Here is a 25223-nt window from a genome sequence, read left to right as displayed (position 1 = left end):
TTACTTACCTGCTTGAGAGCCCACCATGCCGCCACTGCCCTGGTCTGATATCGATACCGTCTTGCTGGACATGGACGGCACCTTGCTCGACCTGCATTTCGACAACCACTTCTGGATGGAACACCTGCCCCGGCGCTATGCCGAACTGCACGGGGTGAGCCAGGCCATGGCCGAGATGGAGTTGCAGCCGCTGTTCGAGCGTAACGCTGGCCAGTTGCAATGGTATTGCCTGGATTTCTGGAGCGCCGAACTGCAGATCCCGGTGCGCGAACTCAAGCTGGAAACCGCCCACCTGATCGCCCTGCGACCGGACGCCGATACCTTTCTGGCGGCGATCAAACAGGCTGGCAAGCGCGTGATCCTGATCACCAACGCCCACCGCGACTCGCTGTCGCTGAAGCTGGAACGCATTGAGCTGGCGCCGTATTTCGAGCGGCTGATCAGCTCCCACGACTATGGCTTTGCCAAGGAAAACCCGCAGTTCTGGGACGCCCTGCAAGCGGATATCGATTTTGACCCGGCGCGCAGCCTGTTTATCGACGACACCTTGCCGATTCTGCGCAGTGCGCGGGATTTCGGGGTGGGGCATTTGCTGGCGGTCAAACAGCCGGACAGCCGCAAAGGGCCCAAGGATACGGCGGAGTTCGATGCGGTCGGGGATTACCGGGAATTGATCAGCGGGCTCTAAAACTATGTGTAACACCCCTGTGGGAGCGGGCAAGCCCGCTCCCACATTATTTAGTTGCCTTGGGTATTACTCAGGAATACGCAGAGTCTGCCCTGGGTAGATTTTGTCCGGGTGCGACAACAGCGGCTTGTTGGCCTCGAAGATTTTGTTGTACTTGTTGGCGTCGCCGTACTCAATTTTGGCGATCGCGCTCAAAGTGTCGCCCTTTTTCACCACGACAAAGCGGGCAGCCGCAACAACAGGGCCCGACACAGTGATTTTATCTTCCACGGTAGCCACGCCAGCAATATTGCCCAGCGCCAGCAGAATCTTCTCTTTCTCCTCCTGGGTGGCGACTTCACCGGTCACCGTCACCTTGTCGCCATCCACCGTGGTCTGCACATTCGGGTTACCCAGGCCGACCTTGGCAACGTGATCCTTCAACTGTTCACTCGCGTTCGCATTACCCGGCGTCAACAGATCAACGATTTTCTCGCCGGCTTCTTTGATAAAGCTAAAAAGACTCATAGTGCGCTCTCCTTGGGATTAGGTTTCCAGATGCCAAAGACTAGACCAGTCTTACAGACCTTGGTTCCAGCCCGACCAATGACGCAAACGCGCTAGAATCCCCCCGCTATTGGAATAAGAGCCCCGGAGCGAAGATGGACATCAAACAGCTGAAATTCCTCATCGCCCTCGACGAAACCCGTCACTTCGGCCAGGCAGCCGCGCGCTGCCACATTACCCAGCCGACCCTGTCGATGCGCCTGCGCAGCCTGGAAGAAGAGCTGGAGCTACCGCTGGTCAACCGCGGCCAGCGTTTCGAGGGCTTTACCGCCCCCGGCGAGCGGGTGCTGGCCTGGGCGCGGACGGTGCTGGCAGCCTACGACGGCCTGCAGGCCGAAGCCGCCGCCTGCCGGGGCAACCTGGTGGGGACACTGCGCCTGGGCGTGGTGCCGCTGTCGAGCTTTGATCCGCTGGCCTTGATGCAACAACTGCACAAGCAACACCCCAGCCTGCGATTTGAGTTATCAGCGTTGAGTTCCGAACAAATCCTCGAACAACTGGCGAGCAATCGGTTGGACCTGGGCGTGTCCTACCTCGAGCGCCTGGACGCCGAGCGCTTTGACTCCCTGGCCCTGGAAGAAACCCGCATGGGCCTGCTGTACGACCAACGGTTCTTCAGCTTCGGCGAAAAGCCCCTGAGCTGGGAGGCGCTGATCGAACTGCCCCTGGGCATGCTCACCAGTGGCATGCACTTTCGCCAGTCCATCGACCATAACTTCCACAGCCGGGGCCTGACGCCGCAACCTCTGCTGCAAACCGATGCCGTCCATCAGTTGCTGCAGGCCGTGCACGGCGGCCTGTGTTGTGCGGTGATGCCGCTGGATGGCGGCCTCGACGCCCTGACCGAACACCTGCGCCTGCAACCCATCGAAAACGCGCAAACCCTGGCCAAGCTGGGGCTGATCATGCGCCGCAGCGCGCCGCGCTCGGCGTTGGCCGAGGCGTGTTTCGCGCTTTATCAGTAATCGCTGGCAAAGCCTTGATCGACGTCATCTATCGGTAGATCAGTACTGACGATTAGACGCGACCCTTTGTCGCGCCTAGTCTTCACTCTGAACACTTCGCCGGTGACTAGACTTGATGAACGCCCAGCGCCCAGCATGCGCGGCGCCCGCCCTGACAACGCCCGCGCCTGCCGCCAGCCAGAGTTATCAATACTGCAACCTCGACCATACGGAATCGGCCAGCACCGCGCTGGCCGAGGAAGTCGCGTTGGCGATTGCCTATAACGACATCAACCAGGCGGTAATGCTGGTGACGCCCACCGATCTTGAAGACTTTATCGTCGGCTTCAGCCTGGGCAGCGGCATCATCAGCGACATCAGCGATATCTATGACCTGCAACTGAGCGGCGCAGGATCGGCCCAGTACGCCCAGGTACAGATCTGCAGCCGCGCCTTCTGGAACCTCAAGCAACAGCGCAGGCAACTGGCCGGCACCAGCGGCTGCGGCCTGTGTGGCGTGCAAGCCCTGGAGCAGGCGCTGCCGGACCTTCAGGTGCTGCCGGGCGCACCGCTGCCGCCTGCTGCCTGGCTGGAGGGCTTACGCCAGCGCATCAGTGCCTTTCAGCCGCTGGGCCAGTACAGCGGCGCGGTGCATGCGGCGGTGTTCATGGATAACCAGGGCGAACTGCTGCTGGGCCGCGAAGATATCGGCCGGCATAACGCCCTCGACAAACTGATCGGCGCCCTGGTCCGCCAGCGCATCCCGACCGCAGGCGGCGTGGCAATTGTCACCAGCCGTTGCAGTCTCGAATTGATCCAGAAAGTCCTGCGCGCAGGCATCCAGACCCTGGTCAGCCTGTCATCGCCCACCGGCCTGGCCCTGCAATGGGCGCGCCGGCACAACCTCAATCTCATCCACCTGCCGCAAAAAAGCGCGCCGCGGGTCTACAGCCCTGCGATGGAGTACCAGCCATGAGCAATCATCACCAAGCCGACCAAACCCCGACCCCGCGCTACAAGCCCTATAAAGGCCCGGCTGGCGGCTGGGGCGCGCTGATCAGCGTGGCGCAGGCGTGGCTGACCAGCGATAACGCGCTGAAAAATATCCGCATGATGCTCAAGACTAACCAGAACGGCGGCTTCGACTGCCCAGGTTGCGCCTGGGGTGACTCGCCGGAAAGCGGCATGGTCAAGTTCTGCGAGAACGGCGCCAAGGCGGTCAACTGGGAAGCCACCAAGCGCCGGGTAGATGCGGCGTTCTTCGCCAAACACAGTGTCAGCGCACTGCTGGAGCAGAGCGACTATTGGCTGGAATACCAGGGCCGCCTGACCGAGCCGATGAGCTATGACGCCCAGACCGACCGCTACAAACCCATCAGTTGGGAGTCGGCCTTCGACCTGATCGGCCAGCACCTGCGAGCCCTGCCAAGCCCGGACATGGCCGAGTTCTATACCTCGGGCCGGGCCAGCAATGAAGCGGCGTACCTGTATCAGTTGTTCGTGCGCGCCTACGGCACCAACAACTTCCCGGACTGCTCGAACATGTGCCACGAAGCCAGCGGCGTGGCCCTGGCGCAAAGCGTAGGTGTCGGCAAAGGCACTGTGACGTTTGATGATTTCGAGCACGCCGACGCGATTTTCGTCTGGGGCCAGAACCCCGGCACCAACCACCCGCGCATGCTCGAACCGCTGCGCGAAGCGGTGAAGCGCGGCGCCCAGGTGGTGTGTATCAACCCGCTCAAGGAGCGTGGCCTGGAACGTTTCCAGCACCCGCAGCACCCGCTGGAAATGCTCACCAACGGCGACAAGCCGACCAACACCGCGTATTTCCGTCCGGCGCTGGGGGGCGACATGGCGATCCTGCGCGGCATGGCCAAGTTCCTGCTGCTGTGGGAGCGCCAGGCCCAGGCCGAAGGCAAGGAGGCAGTGTTCGACCACGACTTCCTCAATGAACACACGATCAATGTGCTGGATTACCTGGCCAAGATCGACGACACCTCCTGGGATGAAATCGTCGAGCAATCCGGCCTGAGCCTGGTGGAAATCGAGCAAGCGGCGCGCATGTACGCCAAAGGCAAGAACGTGATCATGTGCTGGGCGATGGGCATCACCCAGCATCGGCACTCGGTGCCGACCATCCAGGAAATCGCCAACCTGATGCTGCTGCGCGGCAACATTGGCCGCCCCGGTGCCGGCCTGTGTCCGGTGCGTGGCCACAGTAACGTGCAGGGCGACCGCACCATGGGGATCAACGAACGGCCACCCGTGGCCTTCCTGGATGCCCTGGAGCGTCGCTTCCAGTTCAAGGTGCCCCGGGACAACGGGCATAACGTGGTCGAAGCGATCCACGCCATGCTCGAAGGCCGCGCCAAAGTGTTTATCGGCCTGGGTGGCAACTTCGCCCAAGCGACGCCCGACAGCCCTCGCACCTTCCAGGCCTTGAGCAACTGCGACCTGACGGTGCAGATCAGCACCAAGCTCAATCGCAGCCACCTGGCCCACGGCAAGCAGGCCTTGATCCTGCCGTGCCTGGGCCGCACCGACATCGATATCCAGGCCGATGGCCCGCAAGCGGTAACGGTGGAAGACTCGTTCAGCATGGTGCACGCCTCCAATGGCCAGTTGCAGCCGCTGTCGAAACTGATGAAGTCGGAACCGGCCATTCTCGCCGGCATCGCCGCCGCCACCCTGGGTAGCAAGCCGGTGGACTGGAACTGGCTGGTGGCCGATTACCGCCGCATCCGCGACTTGATCGCCGACACCATCCCCGGCTTCAAGGACTTCAACGAGCGTGTGCAGCACCCAGGCGGTTTCTACCTGGGCAACAGCGCCGGCGCCCGCCGCTGGAATACCCCGTCAGGCCGGGCGAATTTCCGCGCCAACATCCTGCCCAAGGACCTGGTGCATGAACGCACCCGTGCCACTGGCCAGTTGCCCGACCTGATCATGCAATCCATGCGTTCCCACGATCAGTACAACACCACCATCTACGGCCTGGATGACCGTTATCGTGGGGTCAAGGGCCAGCGCGACGTGCTGTTCGTCAACGAAGCCGACATCATCCGCCTGGGCTTCAAGCCGGGGCAGAAGGCCGATATCGTGTCGATCTGGGATGATGGCCGTGAACGCCGGGTCAAGGGTTTTACCTTGCTGGCGTTCGATATTCCGGCGGGGCAGGCAGCGGCCTATTACCCGGAGGTCAACCCGCTGGTGCCGTTGGAAAGCACCGGGGATGGTAGCCATACGCCTACCTCCAAGTTCGTGGCGATTCGCCTGGAAGCGGCCAGCGACAAGGGTTTGATCATGGCCCGAACTGCCTGATCGTCTCCATGGCTGGGAACGATCTTCACGGGCACAAAAAAGGCCGCTTTTGTATAAAAGCGGCCGTTGCGAAGTAACTAAAGACCGGCAAAAACGACTTAAGTTCCCTAGATAAAACAGCAACTTAGCTAATTGTATACAACCTGCACCACTGGTCGGAATTCGATTGTAAGAATATTCCGACAACCTCAGGATCGCGCCGTCATCCCCTTGAGGTTCACCTATGAAGTTCTCCTCGATTCTCTTGTTGTCCCTTGGCCTGGTCAGTGGCGCAGCCATGGCCGGTGGCACCACCGAAGCCGGTGTAGGCGGCGCATTGGGCGGGGTTTTAGGTTCTGTCGTCGGCCAGCAGATCGGCGGCAATACCGGTTCGGCCATTGGTGCAGCCCTGGGCGGCGCTGGCGGTAGCGCAGTAGGCGCAGACAAACGCAGCCGTGGCGAAGCAGCCATTGGCGGTGCACTGGGCGCAGCGGGCGGCAACGTGGTCGGGCGCAGTGTCGGCGGTAGCACCGGCAGCTTGATCGGCGCAGCAGCAGGCGGTGGCGCTGGCGGCGCACTGGGTAACTATATGGGCAACAAGAGCGATGACGACGACCGCCGCGATCGCGGGCGTGATAACCGTCGCTATGACCGTGATGATCATCGTGGCCGTGGGCATGCTTATGGCCATCGCAAGAACAAGCATCACTACCGTCACCGGTGAACACAGCAAACTCAATGTGGGAGCTGGCTTGCCGGCGATAGCGCAATGCCAGCAACCAATAGGTGGCCTGACACTGCGCTATCGCGGGCAAGCCCGGCTCCCACATTAGCTCTTCATTGTTTCGCAGGCCGCAGTCAGACCGCCAGGTGTTGCAGTGCTTCGCGCAGTACCTGTGGAATCGTCACCGGCTGGTTCGTCGCCCGGTCCACAAACACATGCACAAACCGCCCCGCCGCACAGGCCTCATCCTCGCCGGCCTTGAACACCGCCAACTCGTACTGCACAGAACTGTTGCCCAACTTGCCCACCCGCAGGCCGATATCGATACGGTCGGGAAAGGCAACCGAGGCAAAGTAGTCGCACGCCGAACTCACCACAAACCCCACCACTTCGCCGTCATGGATATCCAGCCCGCCCTGTTCGATCAGGTAGGTGTTCACCGCCGTGTCGAAAAAGCTGTAGTAGGTGACGTTATTCACATGCCCATACACGTCATTGTCGTGCCAGCGCGTAATGATCGGCTGGAAGTGACGGTAATCGGCACGCTGCGGCATTGAGTCAGGCATGGACAAGTCTCGTTGAAGTGAATTTACAGGTCGCTCAGATGGGTCTCGGCCCAATCCCGCACCTGGGCATACGGATATTCTTCCAGCACGCCAGATCCTGGAATCCCCCGGGCCTTGAGCTTGGTAAACAGCGGCACGCTGATCCCGCATAGAAACCGCGTCAGGCGTTCCGCCCCTGGCAGGCTGCCGGTGTGCTGATGATGCCTGTGGATAAAATCCCCGCACAGCCCCTGGAAATTTTTATCCACAAGCGGTGCCAGCCCCGGTGGTGCCGGCAGATGGGCGACTTGGCCATGACACACCGAACAATGCCCGCACTGGCGCGGCGCCTCGGCATCGCCAAAGTACTCCGCCAACCGATAGCCCAGGCAGCGTTCGCTGGCAAACAACGCCAGCATCCCATGGATGCGCGCCACTTCCGTGGCTTCGTGCTGCTTGAAGCCTGTGTATAACTCTTCGCTCAAGGCCTGGAGGTCAAACCCGCTATCGAGCAGGCTATAGACTTCGGTCATCTGCTTGCTTTCCAGCTCGATCAGGCCCTGTTCCTGGAAATAGTCCAGCGCCTTGACCACCCGGCCACGCTCGGCCTGGTGCTGTTGATAAAGCGCGTCGAAATCCACGGTGGCCCAGCTCCTAGCTCGTTTGCACACCTGGATGATCGCGGCGACAAACTGCTGCCGCTCCCCGGAAAAACGCGCCAGCAACACCTCCGGCTCCACCAGGTACTTGAAGCGATACTCGGCATAAAACGCATAGCGCGGTGCAATGACCCCCTTGAGTTCCAATTGCACCAGCAAGGTCTTGAGGGGTAGCTCGCGGATGTTGCTCAGCTCTGCCAATGACCTCAGCAGAAACTCCCATTGCCCGTCATCAGCGGCCGCCAGCAGTTCTTCCAGCACCAACCGAATGCCTTCCTGCTCCGGCGTATCGCCGTACACAAAGTTCTCCAGCACATTAAGGCTGTCGCGGTTGGCCAGCACCAGGCACTCGGAAGGCTGGCCATCGCGCCCGGCCCGGCCGATTTCCTGGCTGTAGTTCTCGATGGATTTGGGCAGGTCGAAATGCACAACGTTGCGGATATCGCTCTTGTCGATACCCATGCCAAAGGCAATGGTGGCGACGATGCAATTGGACTGGCCGCCCATGAACCGATGCTGGATGCCCTCGCGCTTATCGTGGGGCAAACCTGCGTGATAGGCCTCGGCCTGGATGCCATGGCGATTCAGATGCTCGGCGATCTGCTCGGCGGTTTTCTGCAAGGTGACGTAGACGATGCTCGGCTGGTTGGCCCGCTCGCCCATCCACTCCACCAGGCGCCGGCGTTTGTCTGCGCCGCTGACCGGTTCCACCAGCAGGTTGAGGTTGGGTCGATAGAAACCGGTGGTGATCACGTCTGCGGGGGCGATGGCGAACTTGGCCTGCATGTCCACAATCACCTTGGGTGTGGCGGTGGCGGTCAACAGCAGCGCCTGGGGAATCTTGAACTGGCGCTGGTAGTCGGGGAGCTTGAGGTAGTCCGGGCGGAAATTATGGCCCCATTCGGAAATACAGTGCGCCTCGTCCACCACCAATAATGAAATCGAAACGCTTTGCAAAAAGTTGCGAAAGCGCTCGTTCTTCAGGCGCTCTACGGAAATCATCAGGATCTTCAGCTCGCCGGAGCGAGCGCGGGCCATTACGTCATTGGCCTGATCACGACTTTGCGTCGAATCGATGCTGCCGGCCGAAATACCATGACGCTGCAAAAAGCCCAGTTGGTCCTGCATCAACGCCAACAGTGGCGACACCACCAGTGTCAGGTGCGGCAGCAGCACGGCTGAGAGCTGGTAACAGAGGGATTTGCCAGAACCTGTGGGAAAGATCGCCGCCGCCGAACGACCGGCCAGCACGGCGCTGACAGCCGCCTCCTGGCCAGGGCGAAACTGTGGATAACCAAAGACCTGTTGGAGGGTGTCGTGCATGAGCTGTCACTCCATTGACCGCTGAACAGGCCTAAAACATAGCCCGGTATTTTCAGCGGATCGAAAAAGGTCGCGAGGAAAAGAGAGACAGGATGATACACAGGCTGCGAGGGTGAACCGACAATCTACAGACCCCCCCAAAACAAATGTGGGAGCGGGCTTGCCCGCGATAGCGGTGCCCCAGTCGATACCTCTGTTGACTGTTACACCGCTATCGCGGGCAAGCCCGCTCCCACATTTTCAGCCCTTTGCTACCGCTCGATCAGCGGTTTTGCACACGCTCAATGGCTTTGTCATACACCGGGTTGGCCTTCTGTTCCTTGGCCAATTGGTAGTGACGCAACGCATCGGCAAACTGCCCGGCCGCTTCGTAGATCCGCGCGATGTTGTAGTAGGACCCGGCACGCACGGTGGCGGCTGTCGGGCCGCTGGCCAGGGCAATCGCCTTGCGGTTGGCCCAGATCGACTCGGCGGTGTTTCCGGCTTTCTGATAGGCCAGGCCGAGATTGCCGTAGGCTTTACCGAAGGAATTATCCAGCTCGATGGCCTGGCGGAAGTAGTCGATCGCCTGGTCCAGGTTACCGGCCTGGTAGGCCGCTTCGCCTTTGAGGTTCAGCTTTTTCGCATCACCCTGTACCGCCGAACTGACCACCACGGCATCCACGGCAACGCTGTCGTTGAGCAGGGGTTTGACTTCGTTGAGCACATCCTTGGCCTCGACCAGCACGCCGGTGAAGGTATTGATGTCCTGGAAGTCACCGCTGCCGGTCATGCGGAACACAGTCCACAAGTTACCGGTGCGATTGATCGGCACGTAGTAAGTGCGGACCAGGGACTGGCCCATGTACACAAATACCTTGGCCTGGCTTTCGGACAGCGCCGTGGAACCGGTATCGGTGCGGTTGGAGAAGTCATGCACGGCGTACACGTAGCTTTCGCCGTAGTGTTTTTTCTGCAGGGTGATGGTTTCCGGGCCGTAGCTGTCGGTGTCATCCACATCCAGCTCGGCATCGGTGCCGGTCTTGCTGTTGAAGTAGATATTGTTGCCGGGGAAGATCATGTGGGAGTCGAGGTCCGAAGGCGATTGCCCCCAGGTCAGTACCACACGCAGGCCGTCGAGGTTTTCCATCACCGGGCTGATGGCATAGGTCATGCCTTTGCACGGGCACTTGACCACCAGGTTGGAGTAGCCGGGCTTCTTGATGATCAGCAGGTTGTCGGCACCATCGGCAACTTCGCTGGTGAGGGTGACTTGGCCCTGGGCATTGGTGCGCCCCACCACATTCTGTGCGCCGTTGCGTTGCAGCAAGACTTCGGCGTCGGCGATTTTCTGGTCCTTGACCACCGCACTGAGCACCTCGATCGGCAACTGCTCGGCCTGGACCGAAAACGCCACCGCACACAATGACATCGCCGAGGCGACACGAAGCAAACCCATGCTTAACTCCCTTTAAGTAGTGGGCGGAATCGCCCTACAAGATTTTGCGGTGAAACATACGCTGAATTCAGGGGTTTTGCCGGGATTTTATACAGAATGTGACGTGGTTTTTATCCCACCTGCGCCAGGGTGCCCCGCAGCCAAATCGCAAACTTCGGAAGCCTCCGTAGGAAATCGCCAAGCCGGGACCCATACGCTTCCCAAACTTCCTCCAACCTACACTTGACCCTCTACAGAATCAGCCAACCCTGACCGAAACTAGCGCCTTCGCCATCTGCTCGGTAAAAGTCCGTGAGCGATGCTCAGCCATCAAGCCTCTCAATGCATGTGTACACACATGAGTCATAGTCCGATGCTCTTCTTACAGTCGGCGATCTTCTTTGCCCTGATCTTGATAGGCTTGGCGCTCTTCATCAGCCGAAACAAACTGCGCCAGCAAGGCGACCATCCCTCTGACCCACTCCCGCGTGCCCCCACCATGAATCTGGCCCCCAACTTCCCCCAAGACCCTGTCATGCAGCAGCTCCTGCAATTGCTGCACGAAGAAATCGGCCTGCCCAAGCACAAGACCATCCGCCTTAAAACCTCGCTCAACTTTGACCTCGGTTGCGACGGCGCAGAAGCCAGGCAGTTTATGGAGACTCTGGAGCAGGCATTTGATCTCGACCTGGGTGACTATGATGCTTATCGTTACTTCAATCCGCCGGTATTCGATGTATTCCTGAAACACCGCGCCAAGGGCCGCGGCGAGAAGACGCCACTCACCATCGGCATGCTCTACCTGGCTATCAAGACCCATAGCTGGGATACGCAGACGCTGGAAAACCTGAGCTGAAGAGCGCTGGGGAATTAATGTGGGATGACTGGTGCACCGCTTTGTTCTCAGGCTCTTCGCCCGCAAGCCGGGTTCCTACAAAACTGTTTCGCGCACAAAAAAGCCGCCCACTAGGGGCGGCTTTTTAACAGCTACCGAATCTTACAACTTCGGACCCGCTGCCTTGATCGCGTCGCTGACTTCAAACTTCTTGAAGTTCTCGACGAACAGGCCGGCCAGGGCCTTCGCTGCTTCGTCGTAGGCAGCCTTGTCAGCCCAGGTGTTACGTGGGTTCAACAGGCCGGTCTCAACGCCCGGTACGGCCAGTGGCACGTCGAGGTTGATGGTGTCCAGGTGCTCGGTTTGCGCACCGATCAACGCGCCGCTCTGGATCGCTGCGATCACCGCACGGGTGGTCGGGATGTTGAAGCGTTTGCCAACACCGTAGCCGCCGCCGGTCCAGCCGGTGTTGACCAGGTAGACCTTGGAGCCGAAGCCACGGATGCGCTTGATCAGCAGCTCTGCGTATTCGCCAGCCGGGCGCGGGAAGAACGGCGCGCCGAAGCAGGTGGAGAAGGTCGACTTGATGCCGCTGCCCGAACCCATTTCAGTCGAGCCCACCAGTGCGGTGTAGCCGGACAGGAAGTGGTAGGCCGCCTGTTCTTCGTTGAGGATCGACACCGGTGGCAGCACGCCAGTCAGGTCGCAGGTCAGGAAGATCACTGCGTTTGGCTCGCCGCCCAGGTTCTTCTCGGAACGCTTGGCAACGTGCTCCAGCGGGTAGGCCGCACGGCTGTTCTGGGTCAGGCTGACATTGGTGTAATCGGCGTGCTTGGCATCGTCGATCACCACGTTTTCCAGGACGGCGCCGTGCTTGATGGCTTTCCAGATGACCGGCTCGTTTTTCTCGGACAGGTCGATGCACTTGGCATAGCAACCGCCTTCGATATTGAACACCACGCCCTCGCCCCAGCCGTGTTCGTCGTCACCGATCAGGTAACGGCTTTCGTCGGCGGACAGGGTGGTCTTGCCAGTGCCCGACAGACCGAAGAACAAGGTCACATCGCCTTCTTCGCCGATGTTGGCAGCGCAGTGCATTGGCAGCACGTCAGCGGCCGGCAGCAGGAAGTTCTGCACCGAGAACATGGCTTTTTTCATCTCGCCGGCGTAACGCATGCCAGCAATCAGGACTTTTTTCTGGGCGAAGTTGAGGATCACGCAACCATCGGAGTTGGTGCCGTCACGCTCAGGGACGCATTCAAAGTTGGCAACGTTGAGCACTTGCCACTCTTCACGCCCGGCCGGGTTGTACTGGGCCGGGTTGATGAACAGGCAACGACCGAACAGGTTCTGCCAGGCAGTCTGGGTAGTCATTTTCACGGCCAGGTAATGCTCTTCGGCAGAACCTACATGCACGTGGGAAACGAAATGCTCTTGCGCGTTGTTGAAAGCCTCGACGCGAGCCCACAGGGCATCGAACTTGTCGGCCGGGAACTTGCGGTTGATCGGGCCCCAGGCGATGGCAGCCTGGGTGGACGGCTCTTCAACGATGAAACGATCGACCGGCGAACGACCGGTACGGTGACCGGTTTCTACGACCAGCGCGCCAGTATCGGCAAGCACGCCTTCACCGCGCTGCAGGGCTTCTTTGACCAGATCGTCAACACTCAGATCGGTGTATACGGCGTTATTGGCTTGCGTCATGAGGTTCCCCGTCGGCCTATGGCCGAGTGCTCCAAACGTTTTGTAGTAGAAAGTTGCGCACTACTACCGCGAAAAAAGTGGGCCGGATTATGCCAGAAAAGCCCAAAAAGAGTAGGGCCCTCCCGTCAGAACACCTCTAATCCGGCGTTTGTCAGGTGATTTACCTGTGCTTAAACGTTTTAGTGGTGGGTGCCCGAAGGGGTGTCAACGCCAGCGCCAGCGAACAATTGGGCGATATCGGCAGCGTCGAACAGGTAGCGCTGGTTGCAGAACTGGCAATCGATCTCGATTCTGCCGCCGTGCTCTACCGCCAGGTTTTGCGCATCTTCCAGGCCCAGGCTCACCAGGGCATTGCCCGAACGCTCGCGGGAACAGCTGCAGTGGAAACGCAGCGATTGCGCATCGAACAGGCGCACTTCTTCTTCGTGGTAAAGGCGGTGCAGGATGGTTTCGTTGTCCAGGCCCAGCAGCTCTTCAGCGGTCAGGGTACCGGCCAGGGCGGTCAGACCGCGCCAGCTCTCTTCGCGCTCATCCTCATCCTTGATACGGTCCGCCGGCAGCTGTTGCAACAGCAGGCCACGGGCACGCTTGCCGTCCGCGTTGAGCCAGAAACGGGTGCCCACCTGCTGGGACATGACGAAATAGTTGGTGAAGCAGTCGGACAGGGTTTCACCGTCCAGGTCGACAATGCCCTGGTAACGCTGTCCAACGGTCGGGTCGATGGTCAACGCCAGCACGCCGTCGGGCATCAGGTCGGCCAGGGTCGCGTCCGCCGGGATCCGGTCTGCGTCATACCGGGCCAGGCCACGGATTTCGCGGTTGCTGGAGCACTCGATCATCAGCATGGGCACCGGGCCTTCGGAACGGGCCTGGAGAATCAGCAAGCCATCGAACTTCATGGTGCCCACCAGCAGCGACGCGGCGGCCATCAGTTCGCCGAGCAACTGCGCGACCGGCTCCGGATAGGGGTGCTTGGCAAGGACTTCGGCATAGCTGCGCTCCAGGGCAACCAGTTCGCCACGCGCGTCGTTGTCGTCAAAGAGGAAACGTTGGGTGAAGTCGGTATCCGGTAGATCAGTCATAGGTCTGGGTATCTGAATTGATGACAAAGTGATGACAATGTTTCTAAAATTATGCGCTTTAGCACCAATTTGGTGCGATTTTCTTCTGATAGGTGAAGAGAGTTTAGAGCGAAGAGGAAACAGTTTATGAACAATCCGGGTTTGTTCCAAGCCAAGTGGAACCTCGGGCGATTGGCCCTGTGCAATTTACTCGCTCTGGGGCTGCTGTGTTTTTGGCTATGGCCCGCGGGCCAGATGCTTTGCGTGATATTCGACGAATGGCTGTTTCACCTGCTCAACGACCCACTGGCCAGCAACCCGGCCTGGCTGCATGTATGGGCGATCGCCAGCCTGCGCCCCTTTGATGCGGTGGTCGGGGTGATCCTGCTGATGCTGCTGATTCGCGGCGAATGGGTATTCAAGGCGATTGAAGTGCGCCAGGCGTTTTTCGGCTTCCTCGCGATTCTGCTGTTGCTGCTGTTTATCCGCATGCTGTTTTCCAAGCTCGCGGCGCAGATGGGCTGGCAGCACAACAGCCCGTCAATGGTGATCAGCGGGGCGATCCACATGAGCGATTACTTCCCTGACCTGGAAAAAACCTGGGAATTGAAGGATCGCTCCAGCCAGAGCTTCCCCGGTGATCATGCTTCGGTGCTGCTGATCTGGGGGATGTTCATGAGCGTGTTTGCCAAGCGCGTTGGCCAGGTTGTGCTGATCTGGGCCCTGGCGCTGCTGTTCATGATGCCGCGCCTGGTGGCGGGTGCGCACTGGGGGCAGGACGACTATATCGGCGGTGTGCTGCTGGCGTTGTTGGCACTGGGCTGGGGTTATTACACGCCGTTTGCGGCGAAGGTGTCGGGTTGGCTGCTGCGCGTGACCGCACCGTTATTCGGGTTGTTGCAACGAGTACCTGTGATCAATCGCTTGAGCGTGATCCGCAACGCCTGACCTGTAGGAGCCGGCTTGCCGGCGAAGAGCCCCTCGACGGCACTGCAACTGTTGCAACCGCCATTGCTGGCAAGCCAGTTCCTACAGCAGATAACCGATATTCAGTCGTCATTGCCGCTGCCGCGAAACTTGAACAGGTCGCGGCGCTGTTTCTTGCTTGGCTTGCCGTCGGTGCTCATGCCCAACGCTCCGGCCTTGCGCATGGCCGCCGCATTCTCGCGCTTGGCAATACTGGCAGGTGTCTCGGTGTACAGTGCCTGGGCTTCGGGTGCGCCACGGCGAACGACGGAAAGCGCCTCGACCAACACGGTTTTCTCATCAAACCCGACGCGGATCTGCAACTCGTCACCCACACGCGGCTCCTTGCCTGGCTTGCAGCGCTCGCCACGGCAATGCACCTTGCCGCTCTCGATGGCGGCCTTGGCCATGGCCCGGGTCTTGTAGAAACGTGCAGCCCACAGCCACTTGTCCAAACGGACTTTTTCGTCCTCTTCCTGCTTTTGAGCCACTTGAATTCCTCGCTCTGAAAAATGTCGCAACTTAACAGTCGAAGCCCTTCGACGCACAAACGCCAAGGCTCACCTAAGATACGCCAGCTGTCAGGCAGTTTCCCCTCAGCCGTGGTTTTTTGTGGCGTGAAGATATCTGTCGCCATTTGGTGAATATTCTGCGTGAATACCGCGAATTCGGCGCCAAGCGCTCGTCAACGTTCCTGGGTTGTCACAATCTGTGAGCAGTAGGACGCTAGTGTCGTGTGACGTCGAAACATTTCTGATTGCCGGTTGTTCATATTGAAGACATTTGACCATTTGACCGTTGTCGGTCTGCGTGAATGGGTGGCACTGCCCGATCTGGGAGTGGCGGGCCTGCGCGCGAAGATCGACACCGGGGCCAGTACCTCCAGCCTGCATGCCACCGAGATCGAGCCTTTTGAGCGTGACGGTGAAAAGTGGGTGCGTTTCACCGCCCACCTGGGCAGCGTTGTGCAGCTGCGTCACCGGCGCTGTGAAGCGCCGCTGGTGGCGATGAAAACCATTAAAAGCTCCAACGGCCAGGCGCAGGTGCGCTACGTCATCAGCACCACCCTGGCCCTGGGTGATCGGGTATGGCGGGTGGAGTTCACCCTGGCTTGCCGCAAGACCATGCGTTACCGCCTGTTGCTAGGTTCCAAAGCCCTGATCGACGGCCAGTTGGTGGTCAACCCGGGGCTCAAGTACGTTCAAGACAAGCCGGTGTTCCCGGTCTCTACTATTGCTGCCACAGGTGTTGCATGAAGATCGCTGTGCTGTCGCGTAACCCGCGTCTGTATTCCACCCGTCGTCTGGTCGAGGCCGGCACCGAACGGGGCCATGAGATGGTGGTGATCGATACGTTGCGCGCCTATATGAACATTGCCAGTCATAAGCCGCAGATCCACTACCGGGGCAAACCACTGGAAGGCTTCGACGCGGTGATCCCGCGTATCGGTGCCTCGGTGACCTTCTACGGCTGCGCGGTACTGCGCCAGTTTGAAATGATGGGGGTGTTTCCACTCAACGAATCGGTGGCCATTGCCCGTTCCCGGGACAAGCTGCGCTCCCTGCAATTGCTCTCGCGCCGGGGCATCGGCTTGCCAGTGACTGGCTTTGCCCATTCCCCCGATGACATTCCCGACCTGATCGAGATGGTCAACGGTGCCCCATTGGTGATCAAGGTACTGGAAGGCACCCAGGGCATTGGCGTGGTGCTGTGTGAAACCGCCACGGCGGCAGAGTCGGTGATCGAGGCGTTCATGGGCCTGAAGCAGAACATCATGGTCCAGGAGTACATCAAGGAGGCCGGCGGTGCCGATATCCGTTGCTTCGTGGTGGGGGACAAGGTGATTGCGGCGATGAAACGCCAGGCCAAGCCGGGAGAATTTCGCTCCAACCTGCACCGAGGCGGCAGCGCCAGCCTGATCAAGATTACTCCGGAAGAACGCATGACCGCCCTGCGTGCAGCCAAGGTCATGGGCTTGAGTGTGGCGGGCGTGGATATCCTGCGCTCGAACCACGGGCCGCTGGTGATGGAAGTGAACTCTTCACCGGGCCTGGAAGGGATTGAAACCACCACCAACAAGGATGTGGCGGGGATCATCATTCAGCATCTGGAGAAGAACAGCGGGCCGAACATGACCCGTACCAAAGGCAAGGGCTGAAACACTCCCTTTAGGGCAGCACAAACCAGTGTGGGAGCCGGCTTGCCTGCGATGACTGACTAACATTCAACATCAATGTCGACTGTTACATCTTCTCGCAGGCAAGCCATTTCCCACATTTGATTTTCGTCGTGGCTTAGACCGCATCTCTTGGCAGCATCAGCCCCAATGGTAAGCGCACTCGCGCCTCCAACCCGCCATCGGCCCGGTTACGCAGTTCGACATTGCCACCATGCATCGAAGCAATCCGCCGCACAATCGCCAGGCCCAGGCCGGTGCCTTTGCCACCACGGGCACGATCACCGCGGGTAAAGGGGTTGAAAATGCCCTCCAGCTCCGCCGGATCGATCCCGGCGCCACGGTCCATGACACTCAGCACCACATAAGGCGCATTGGTGTCACCCGACACATAGGCGGCGACTTCCACCTCGGTCCCCGCGTGATGCAAGGCGTTGCCGATCAGGTTGTTCAGCAGGCGCTTCATCGAGACCCGGCGCAACGCAAAGGGCTGGATCGGCTCCAGGCGCATGTGCACCTGCTCGCCATTCTGGTTGTAGGGCGCCACGACCTCGCGGACCAGGTCGGTCAGGTCCACCTCTTCCACTACCTCGTCACGACCATCGCGGATAAACGCCAGGAACTGGTCGAGAATCGCATCCATGTCTTCGATATCACGGACCATGTCATCGGTCAGGTCGGTATGGTTGCCCATCAACTCCAGGGACAGACGCAAACGTGTCAGCGGCGTGCGCAGGTCGTGTGAAACCCCGGCCAGCATCAGCTCACGCTCACGACCGGCCTGTTCGACATCCTCGGCCATCTGGTTGAACGCGCTGTAGACCTCGGTCATTTCGCTGGGAGTGTCGCTGATCGGCAGGCGCACGCTGCGACCCTGCCCCAATTGCCTGGCCGCAAATACCAGGCGCTTGAGTGGCTGGTTGAGCTGACGCACGAAGATCCAGGCCGACGCAGTGGAAAGCAAGCCAATGGCCAGGAACCAACCGAGCACGTTCCAGATCTTCTGACCCCGCAGCGGGTGGGGATACAACGGCACTTTCAGCCATCCATCCCCCAGGCTCGGGGCTCGCACCCACAAGGCTGGTGAAACATGCATGCGCAGCCGCACCTCAGTGTCTTCGCCCAATTCGGCCTGCATCTGGCGCTGGTAGATCTCGCTGTAGGGCCAATGCTGTTCGCCCTCCGGCACGCCCGCACCCACCACGCGAGTCAAGGTTGCCGCCTTGGCGATTTTTTCACGATTCTCCGGGTCGGCAGCCCAGTAGGCACGCAACGTCAGCGCAACACCGTGACTGTACTGGCGGTCTACCAACACGTCTTCGTTCATCAGCAGGTAAACGAGGGTCAGCGCCTTGGAAAACAGCACGACGATCAGCACCAGCCAAAGGGTGCGGGAGAAGAAACTTTGCGGGAACCACAGCGGGGTTTTCATAGAAGACAGCTAGACACCTGGCAAGAGCGAGCCACGCTCGCAGAATTGCAGACGCCGGGCATCCGGCCGACCCGCTGGGATCGAACTCCGGAATACCCGCATGTGCAAATCATCGGTTACTTGGTTGCCGTGCCATCCGGCACAAACACGTAACCCACGCCCCACACTGTCTGGATATAACGCGGCTTGGACGGGTCCGGCTCGATCATCCGGCGCAGACGGGAAATCTGCACATCGATGGAGCGCTCCAGGGCGTCCCATTCACGACCACGGGCCAGGTTCATCAGCTTGTCACGGGTCAGCGGTTGGCGAGCGTTCATCACCAGCGCCTTGAGTACCGCGAATTCGCCCGTGGTGAGCATGTGGACTTCTTCGCCACGCTTGAGCTCACGGGTGGCCAGCGACAGCTCGTAGTCACCAAAGGTCACGCTTTCGTCTTCGCTGCCTGGAGCGCCCGGAACCGGAGCCGCCTGGCGACGCAATACAGCCTTGACCCGCGCCATCAGCTCGTCGGGGTTGAACGGCTTGGCCAGGTAATCGTCGGCGCCCAGTTCCAGGCCCTTGATCCGGCTCAGTTCATCGCCCTTGGCGGTCAGCATGATGATCGGAATCTGGTTGTTGGTGCTGCGCAGGCGCTTGCAGGCGGTCAGGCCGTCTTCACCGGGCAACATCAGGTCGAGTACAACCAGGTTGAAGACCTCGCGCCCCAGCAGGCGGTCCATCTGCTCGGTGTTCGGCACCGCGCGGGCACGGTAGCCCTTGGAGGTGAAGAACCGCTCCAGCAGGCTGCTCAGCCCCGGATCGTCATCAACGATGAGAATTTTTTCGCCTTCAGCAGTTTGTGCAGTGCTGCTCATTGGATGCTCCTCTTATCTGGCGCGCATTATGGCTTAGCTGCCGTTATACGCACGGTACGCATTGTTAGCAGATTTTTCTCCAACCACCAGTACGCCTGCTCCTGGCGCAATCCCCCCAAGGACGGATCGCTGGTTATAATGCCGCGCCTCAGTGCCGGGCAATACCAAGGCCGGCCTGGTGTTTTTTTCATCTGCTAGTCGTGACTTTTTCGATTTCGAGGGTCAATAGGCTGCCTCTTGACCCAGGCAGCGGCGCCAGTCGGGCCGCTCAACCAGCCGCGCAGGGCCTTATTTTGCGGGCCTGCACACTGCTTTCAAGAATTTCAGGTGGTTTTATGGACAGCATCAACAGCCGCATCGCCGAGGAACTCGGTGTACGCCCACAACAGGTCGAAGCGGCCGTCGCTCTACTGGATGAAGGCTCCACGGTGCCCTTCATCGCCCGTTACCGTAAAGAAGTGACCGGCAGCCTCGATGATATCCAGCTGCGACATCTGGAAGAACGCCTGCGCTACCTGCGAGAACTCGACGAACGGCGTGTCAGCATCCTCGCCAGCATCCAGGAGCAGGGCAAGCTGACCCCGCAACTCGAACGCGACATCAAGCTCGCCGACACCAAGACCCGCCTCGAAGACCTGTACCTGCCGTACAAGCAGAAGCGCCGCACCAAGGGCCAGATCGCCCTGGAAGCCGGCCTCGGCGAACTGGCAGACGGCCTGTTCAACGACCCGTCCCTGGCCCCGGAAACCGAAGCTGCGCGCTTTGTCGATGGCGAAAAAGGCGTGGCCGACGTCAAGGCGGCCCTCGAAGGCGCCAAGTACATCCTCATGGAGCGCTTCGCCGAAGACGCCAACCTGCTGGAAAAACTGCGTAACTACCTGAAACAGGAAGCCACCCTCAGCGCCCGCGTGATTGCCGGCAAAGAGGAAGAAGGCGCCAAGTTCCGCGATTACTTCGAGCACGACGAACCGCTCAAGAGCATGCCGTCCCACCGCGCCCTCGCCATTTTCCGCGGGCGCAACGAAGGTATTCTCAGCTCCGCGCTGAAAGTCGGCGACGAACTGCCGGGCACCATGCACCCGTGCGAAGGCATGATTGGCCAACAATTCGGCATCCAGAATCAGAATCGTCCTGCGGACAAATGGCTCGGTGAAGTCGTGCGCTGGACCTGGAAGGTCAAGCTCTACACCCACCTGGAAACCGACCTGCTGGGCGAACTGCGCGACGGCGCCGAGACCGAGGCGATCAACGTATTCGCCCATAACCTGCACGACCTGCTACTCGCCGCGCCGGCCGGCCCGCGCGCGACCCTGGGCCTGGACCCAGGCCTGCGCACCGGTTGCAAGGTCGCCGTGGTCGACGCCACCGGCAAGCTGCTGGACCACGCCACCGTGTACCCGCACGTGCCCCACAACAAGTGGGACCAGACCATCGCCATCCTGGCCGCCCTGTGCGCCAAGCACGCGGTAGACCTGATCGCCATCGGCAACGGCACCGCCAGCCGCGAAACCGACAAGCTGGCCCTGGAGCTGATCAAAAAATACCCAGGCATGAAAATGACCAAGGTCATGGTCTCCGAAGCGGGCGCTTCGGTGTACTCGGCGTCGGAGTTGGCCTCCAAGGAATTCCCGGACCTCGATGTATCGATCCGTGGCGCAGTGTCCATCGCGCGCCGCCTGCAGGATCCACTGGCCGAACTGGTGAAGATCGACCCTAAATCCATCGGCGTCGGCCAGTACCAGCACGATGTGTCGCAGCTGAAACTGGCGCGCGGCCTGGATGCAGTGGTGGAAGACTGTGTGAACAAGGTCGGCGTCGACGTGAACACCGCCTCGGTCGCCTTGCTTGCGCGGATTTCCGGCCTCAACTCCACCCTGGCGCAGAATATCGTCACCCATCGTGATGAAAACGGCGCGTTCAAGACCCGAGCGGCACTGAAAAAAGTTGCACGCCTTGGCGAAAAAACCTTCGAACAGGCCGCAGGCTTCCTGCGCGTGATGAACGGTGACAACCCGCTGGACGCCTCGGCGGTCCACCCGGAAGCCTACCCGCTGGTGCAACGCATTGCCGCTGAAACCGACCGCGATATCCGTTCGCTGATCGGCGACGCCGGGTTCCTCAAGCGCCTGGATCCAAAGAAGTACACCGACGAAACCTTCGGCGTGCCGACCATCACCGACATCCTGCAAGAGCTGGAAAAACCCGGTCGCGACCCGCGTCCCGAGTTCAAGACCGCCGAGTTCCAGGAAGGCGTCGAAGACCTCAAGGACCTGCAACTGGGGATGATCCTCGAAGGCGTGGTGACCAACGTGACCAACTTCGGTGCCTTTGTGGACATCGGCGTGCATCAGGACGGTTTGGTGCATATTTCTGCGCTTTCGGAGAAGTTCATCAAGGATCCGCGTGAGGCGGTGAAAGCCGGGGATGTGGTCAAGGTCAAGGTCATGGAAGTCGATATCCCGCGCAAACGCGTGGGTCTGTCGATGCGTATGAGCGATACCCCCGGCGAGAAAATCGACGGCGCCCGTGGCGCACGCCCAGGTTCAGCGCCGCGCCAGTCGCAAAACCGCTCTGAAAACACTGCACCGCGCAAGGAAACCGCCACCGCAGCCCCGGCCAACAATGCCATGGCTTCGTTGTTCGCCAACGCCAAGCAACTGAAAAAACGCTGATGGAGCTGCCAGCCGGCCTGACCCACAGCGCTTTCAGCGAACTGCTCGGCTGCCGCCTGCAACGCCTGGACCAGGGCGTTGCCGAGGTTGCCCTGAGCCTTGAGCCGCAATTGCGCAACCGCGCGGGCAAGCTCCATGGCGGGGCGATTTTCAGCCTGGTGGACATTGCCATGGGGCTGGCCTGTTCCAGCGCCCATGGTTTCGACCAGCAGAGTGCGACCATCGAGTGCAAAATCAATTACATCCGTGCCGTGTCCGACGGTGACGTGCTGTGTACCGCCCGGGTCATCCACCCCGGCCGGCGCACGCTGGTGGTCGAGGCCGAGGTGTATCAGGACGAAAGACTCGTCGCAAAAGCACAAGGCACCTTCGCTGTCCTATAGCTCCCGGTCATCAATTTGGGTTAATTTCGGCGCTGCAAAAACAGCGTCGGAATTTTCTTCCTGCGCGATAGCCTAATTCAGGGAATGAAGTCGGCACTTTCAGAGCAGGTTATTCCGGCTCGAAAACCAGGCGATAACGCCAGTTTTAACTTCACCCTTGTAGACCGTCTTGCCCACCCCCATATTGGGGCGACTGACGCGTGAAGGAATCCAACTTGAGCGAACTTCTCAACCGCCGCCTGGCTCTGCTCGGCAAGCGCGAACACCTCTCTTTGCTTGAGCATTGCCTGCACGGCATCGAGCGTGAATGCCTGCGTGTCACCGGCGAAGGCCGCCTGGCTCAAACGCCGCATCCAGAGGCCCTGGGCGCGGCATTGACCCATGAATCGATCACCACCGACTATTCCGAGTCGCTGCTGGAGTTCATCACGCCGGCGCTGCCCAACCCGGCAGATACCCTGCGCAGCCTCGACAAGATTCATCGTTTTGCCTACAGCAAGCTCGGCAACGAGTACCTGTGGAGTCCATCGATGCCGTGCCCGTTGCCGGCCGAGGAAGATATTCCGATTGCCTACTACGGCACCTCCAACATCGGACAGCTCAAGTACGTGTATCGCAAGGGCCTGGCCCTGCGCTACGGCAAGACCATGCAGTGCATCGCCGGGATCCACTACAACTTTTCCCTGCCGGAAGAGCTGTGGCCGCTGCTCAAGGAAACCGAAGGTTTCGTGGGCACCGACCGTGACTACCAGTCCACGGCCTACATCGCCCTGATCCGTAACTTCCGCCGCTACAGCTGGCTGCTGATGTACCTGTTCGGTGCCTCGCCGGCCCTGGATTCGGGTTTCCTGCGCGGACGGTCCCATCAGCTTGAACAGTTCGATGCCGACACCCTTTACCTGCCGTATGCCACCAGCCTGCGCATGAGCGACCTCGGTTACCAGAGCAACGCCCAGGCGGGCCTGACCCCTTGCTACAACGATCTGGCCAGCTACACCGACAGCCTGCGCGAAGCGGTGGCAACGCCCTACGCGCCCTACGTCGAAGTCGGCACCCATAAGGATGGTGAGTGGGTACAGCTCAACACCAACATCCTGCAGATCGAAAACGAGTACTACTCCAACATCCGCCCCAAACGCGTGACCTACACCGGCGAGCGGCCGATCCAGGCGCTGATGGCCCGTGGCATCCAGTACATCGAAGTGCGCTGCCTGGACATCAACCCGTTCCTGCCGATGGGCATCGACTTGCCGGAGTCGCGCTTCCTCGACGCGTTCCTGCTGTACTGCGCGCTGAACGACAGCCCGCTGTTCGAAAACAACGAGTGCGCCAATGCCACGTCGAACTTCCTCAGCGTGGTCAAGGAAGGCCGGCGCCCGGGCCTGCAATTGCAGCGTCGCGGCGAATCGGTGGAAATGAAGGAATGGGCCGCCGAGCTACTGGAAAAAATCGCACCGCTGGCTGCGCTGCTCGACCAGAGCCAGGGCATCAACGAACACAGCCAGGCACTGGATGCCCAGTTGGCGAAGATCAAGGACTCCTCCCTGACCCCGTCGGCCCAGGTGTTGGCGACCATGCAGGAGCGCAAGGAAAGCTTCGCGCAGTTCTCCCTGCGTCAGAGCGAAGTGCATGCCGAGTACTTCCGTAGCGAACCGTTGCCGGCAGACGAGCAGGCGCGCTTTGAAGAGCTGGCCCGCAGTTCCCTGGCACAACAGGCCGAGCTTGAGCAGAACGAAGTGGGCGATTTCGATGTGTTTGTCGGGTCTTACCAGGCCAGCATCCTGGCGATCAGCAACTGACACGCCCTTTGTAGGAGCGAGCTTGCTCGCGAAAAACTCAAGCACGCCGCGTTTATCCAAGCCGAACGCGTCATCGTTAAGGTTTTTCGCGAGCAAGCTCGCTCCTACATAAGCTAATTCGAAAATGTTATTTATTTTCGGATTCTTAGATCATTTAGTCTCCTCACACGCCGACCTGCGGCCGCCTGATGAGGAGCTTTTCCATGCTACGACCTTTCCCTTTACGCCTCCTGGCGGCCCTGTCCCTGGCCGGCGCCAGCCTGCTTGCCCAGGCGGCCGACGTGACCATCGCCTATCAGACCACCGTTGACCCGGCCAAAGTCGCCCAGGCCGACGGCGCTTATGAAAAAGCCACAAACGCCACTATCGACTGGCGCAAATTCGACAATGGCGCCGATATCATTGCCGCCATCGCTTCCGGCGACGTACAGATCGGCTACCTCGGTTCCAGCCCGCTGACCGCGGCCATCACCCGCAAAGTACCGGTGCAGACCTTCCTCGTCGCCACCCAGATCGGCGGTGCCGAAGCCCTGGTGGCGCGCAACGGTTCCGGGATCAACAGCCCGCAGGACCTGATCGGCAAGAAAATCGCCGTGCCGTTTGTCTCAACCGGCCACTACAGCCTGCTGGCCGCGCTCAAGCATTGGAACATCGACCCATCGAAAGTCACCGTACTCAACCTCGCCCCGCCCGCCATCATTGCCGCCTGGAAGCGTGGCGATATCGATGCCACTTATGTCTGGGACCCGGCCCTGGGCGTGGCCAAGGAAAACGGCAAAGTGCTGATCACCTCCGGCGAACTGGCCAAGTTCGGCGCGCCGACCTTCGATGCCTGGATCGTGCGTAAGGACTTTGCCGAGAAGCACCCGGAAATTGTCAGCGCCTTCGCCAAAGTCACCCTCGATGCCTACGCCCAATACCGTAAAGACCCACAAGCCTGGCTGGCCGACAAGGGCAATGTCGACAAACTGGTGAAGCTCTCCGGCGCCAAGGCCAGCGACATTCCGCTGCTGCTGCAAGGCAACGTCTACCCGCTGGCCGCTGATCAAGTAACCCTGCTCGGCGCCCCGACCACCAAGGCCGTGACCGACACCGCCGCGTTCCTCAAGGAACAAGGCAAGGTCGAGGCCGTGCTGGCGGACTACGCCCCTTACGTCAGCGCCAAGTTCATCACTAACTGATCAGGAGTTCA

General features: G+C 60.2%; 22 protein-coding genes. 13 read left to right on the top strand and 9 right to left on the bottom strand.

Translation table 11 applies throughout. The features are described from left to right. Nucleotides 1-25 precede the first annotated feature (25 nt). On the top strand, nt 26-688 hold the full coding sequence (gene yrfG, locus HBO12_RS13150) for a GMP/IMP nucleotidase (protein ID WP_170042346.1): 663 nt from the start codon (nt 26-28) through the stop codon (nt 686-688). Between the two features lie 66 nt (nt 689-754). On the opposite strand, the gene lysM is transcribed toward yrfG, so the two are convergent. Next, nucleotides 755-1195 carry a peptidoglycan-binding protein LysM gene (lysM, locus tag HBO12_RS13145; RefSeq protein ID WP_170042345.1) on the bottom strand — a complete coding sequence of 147 codons (441 nt, stop codon included), beginning with the start codon at nt 1193-1195 and terminating at the stop codon, nt 755-757. Nucleotides 1196-1329: 134 nt separating this feature from the next. On the opposite strand from lysM, the gene HBO12_RS13140 reads away from it, so the two are divergent. The 4 genes from HBO12_RS13140 (at nt 1330) to HBO12_RS13125 (ending at nt 6202) form a co-directional block, all read left to right on the top strand. Then, nucleotides 1330-2199, top strand: a complete 870-nt coding sequence (locus tag HBO12_RS13140) for a LysR family transcriptional regulator (protein ID WP_169953884.1) — start codon at nt 1330-1332, stop codon at nt 2197-2199. A 115-nt stretch (nt 2200-2314) separates the two neighbouring features. Further along, on the top strand, nt 2315-3154 hold the full coding sequence (gene fdhD / locus HBO12_RS13135) for a formate dehydrogenase accessory sulfurtransferase FdhD (RefSeq protein ID WP_170042344.1): 840 nt from the start codon (nt 2315-2317) through the stop codon (nt 3152-3154). Continuing rightward, nucleotides 3151-5499, top strand: a complete 2349-nt coding sequence (locus HBO12_RS13130) for an FdhF/YdeP family oxidoreductase (RefSeq protein ID WP_169953886.1) — start codon at nt 3151-3153, stop codon at nt 5497-5499. Before fdhD ends, HBO12_RS13130 begins: the two co-directional genes overlap by 4 nt. A 223-nt stretch (nt 5500-5722) precedes the next feature. Continuing rightward, nucleotides 5723-6202, top strand: coding sequence for a glycine zipper domain-containing protein (locus HBO12_RS13125; protein WP_169953887.1), 480 nt, complete (start codon nt 5723-5725; stop codon nt 6200-6202). Between the two features lie 134 nt (nt 6203-6336). Here HBO12_RS13125 and HBO12_RS13120 read toward each other — a convergent pair whose 3' ends face one another. The 3 genes from HBO12_RS13120 to HBO12_RS13110 form a co-directional block, all read right to left on the bottom strand. Continuing rightward, nucleotides 6337-6768 carry an acyl-CoA thioesterase gene (locus HBO12_RS13120; protein WP_169953888.1) on the bottom strand — a complete coding sequence of 144 codons (432 nt, stop codon included), beginning with the start codon at nt 6766-6768 and terminating at the stop codon, nt 6337-6339. Between the two features lie 23 nt (nt 6769-6791). Further along, nucleotides 6792-8729: a RecQ family ATP-dependent DNA helicase gene (locus HBO12_RS13115; protein ID WP_170042343.1), complete on the bottom strand. Its 1938-nt coding sequence runs from the start codon at nt 8727-8729 to the stop codon at nt 6792-6794. Nucleotides 8730-8991: 262 nt separating this feature from the next. Beyond that, the gene (locus HBO12_RS13110; RefSeq protein WP_170042342.1) at nt 8992-10167 is read right to left on the bottom strand and encodes a tetratricopeptide repeat protein; all 1176 of its coding nucleotides are present in this window, start codon (nt 10165-10167) and stop codon (nt 8992-8994) included. Between the two features lie 478 nt (nt 10168-10645). Between HBO12_RS13110 and HBO12_RS13105 the strand changes: the two genes are divergently transcribed. After that, on the top strand, nt 10646-11002 hold the full coding sequence (locus tag HBO12_RS13105) for a DUF1493 family protein (protein WP_169954007.1): 357 nt from the start codon (nt 10646-10648) through the stop codon (nt 11000-11002). A gap of 141 nt (nt 11003-11143) precedes the next feature. Here the strand turns inward: HBO12_RS13105 and HBO12_RS13100 are convergent, their stop codons facing one another. Both HBO12_RS13100 and hslO read right to left on the bottom strand, forming a co-directional pair. Next, the gene (locus HBO12_RS13100) at nt 11144-12685 is read right to left on the bottom strand and encodes a phosphoenolpyruvate carboxykinase (RefSeq protein WP_057437065.1); all 1542 of its coding nucleotides are present in this window, start codon (nt 12683-12685) and stop codon (nt 11144-11146) included. Nucleotides 12686-12864: 179 nt separating this feature from the next. Beyond that, on the bottom strand, nt 12865-13767 hold the full coding sequence (hslO, locus tag HBO12_RS13095) for an Hsp33 family molecular chaperone HslO (protein WP_170042341.1): 903 nt from the start codon (nt 13765-13767) through the stop codon (nt 12865-12867). A gap of 126 nt (nt 13768-13893) precedes the next feature. Between hslO and HBO12_RS13090 the strand changes: the two genes are divergently transcribed. Beyond that, nucleotides 13894-14694 (top strand): phosphatase PAP2 family protein, encoded by an 801-nt coding sequence (locus tag HBO12_RS13090; protein WP_170042340.1) that lies wholly within the window; start codon nt 13894-13896, stop codon nt 14692-14694. A 101-nt stretch (nt 14695-14795) separates the two neighbouring features. Here the strand turns inward: HBO12_RS13090 and HBO12_RS13085 are convergent, their stop codons facing one another. After that, on the bottom strand, nt 14796-15203 hold the full coding sequence (locus tag HBO12_RS13085; RefSeq protein ID WP_170042339.1) for a S4 domain-containing protein: 408 nt from the start codon (nt 15201-15203) through the stop codon (nt 14796-14798). Nucleotides 15204-15485: 282 nt separating this feature from the next. Here HBO12_RS13085 and rimB point away from each other — a divergent pair, with 282 nt between their 5' ends. Next, entirely contained in the window at nt 15486-15968 is a 483-nt protein-coding gene (gene rimB / locus HBO12_RS13080; RefSeq protein WP_029299782.1) for a retropepsin-like aspartic endopeptidase RimB, read from the top strand. After that, nucleotides 15965-16870, top strand: coding sequence for a 30S ribosomal protein S6--L-glutamate ligase (gene rimK / locus HBO12_RS13075; protein WP_038445187.1), 906 nt, complete (start codon nt 15965-15967; stop codon nt 16868-16870). Before rimB ends, rimK begins: the two co-directional genes overlap by 4 nt. A 136-nt stretch (nt 16871-17006) precedes the next feature. Here rimK and HBO12_RS13070 read toward each other — a convergent pair whose 3' ends face one another. Both HBO12_RS13070 and ompR read right to left on the bottom strand, forming a co-directional pair. Continuing rightward, nucleotides 17007-18320 (bottom strand): ATP-binding protein, encoded by a 1314-nt coding sequence (locus HBO12_RS13070; protein WP_169953894.1) that lies wholly within the window; start codon nt 18318-18320, stop codon nt 17007-17009. Nucleotides 18321-18436: 116 nt separating this feature from the next. Further along, a complete protein-coding gene (ompR, locus tag HBO12_RS13065; RefSeq protein WP_032856582.1) occupies nt 18437-19177 on the bottom strand; it encodes an osmolarity response regulator transcription factor OmpR in 741 nt (246 codons plus the stop codon). A gap of 335 nt (nt 19178-19512) precedes the next feature. Between ompR and HBO12_RS13060 the strand changes: the two genes are divergently transcribed. From HBO12_RS13060 to tauA, 4 genes are all read left to right on the top strand, one after another. Beyond that, nucleotides 19513-21849 (top strand): Tex family protein, encoded by a 2337-nt coding sequence (locus tag HBO12_RS13060; protein ID WP_169953895.1) that lies wholly within the window; start codon nt 19513-19515, stop codon nt 21847-21849. Continuing rightward, a complete protein-coding gene (locus HBO12_RS13055; protein ID WP_169953896.1) occupies nt 21849-22232 on the top strand; it encodes a PaaI family thioesterase in 384 nt (127 codons plus the stop codon). Before HBO12_RS13060 ends, HBO12_RS13055 begins: the two co-directional genes overlap by 1 nt. A 215-nt stretch (nt 22233-22447) precedes the next feature. Beyond that, the gene (gene gshA / locus HBO12_RS13050) at nt 22448-24031 is read left to right on the top strand and encodes a glutamate--cysteine ligase (protein WP_170042338.1); all 1584 of its coding nucleotides are present in this window, start codon (nt 22448-22450) and stop codon (nt 24029-24031) included. 203 nt (nt 24032-24234) lie between these two features. After that, nucleotides 24235-25212, top strand: a complete 978-nt coding sequence (gene tauA / locus HBO12_RS13045) for a taurine ABC transporter substrate-binding protein (protein ID WP_170042337.1) — start codon at nt 24235-24237, stop codon at nt 25210-25212. The last annotated feature ends 11 nt before the right edge of the window (nt 25213-25223 follow it).

This window comes from Pseudomonas sp. WS 5059, from assembly GCF_012985525.1.
Taxonomy (GTDB): domain Bacteria; phylum Pseudomonadota; class Gammaproteobacteria; order Pseudomonadales; family Pseudomonadaceae; genus Aquipseudomonas.
This window is presented reverse-complemented; position numbering and strand designations above follow the sequence as displayed.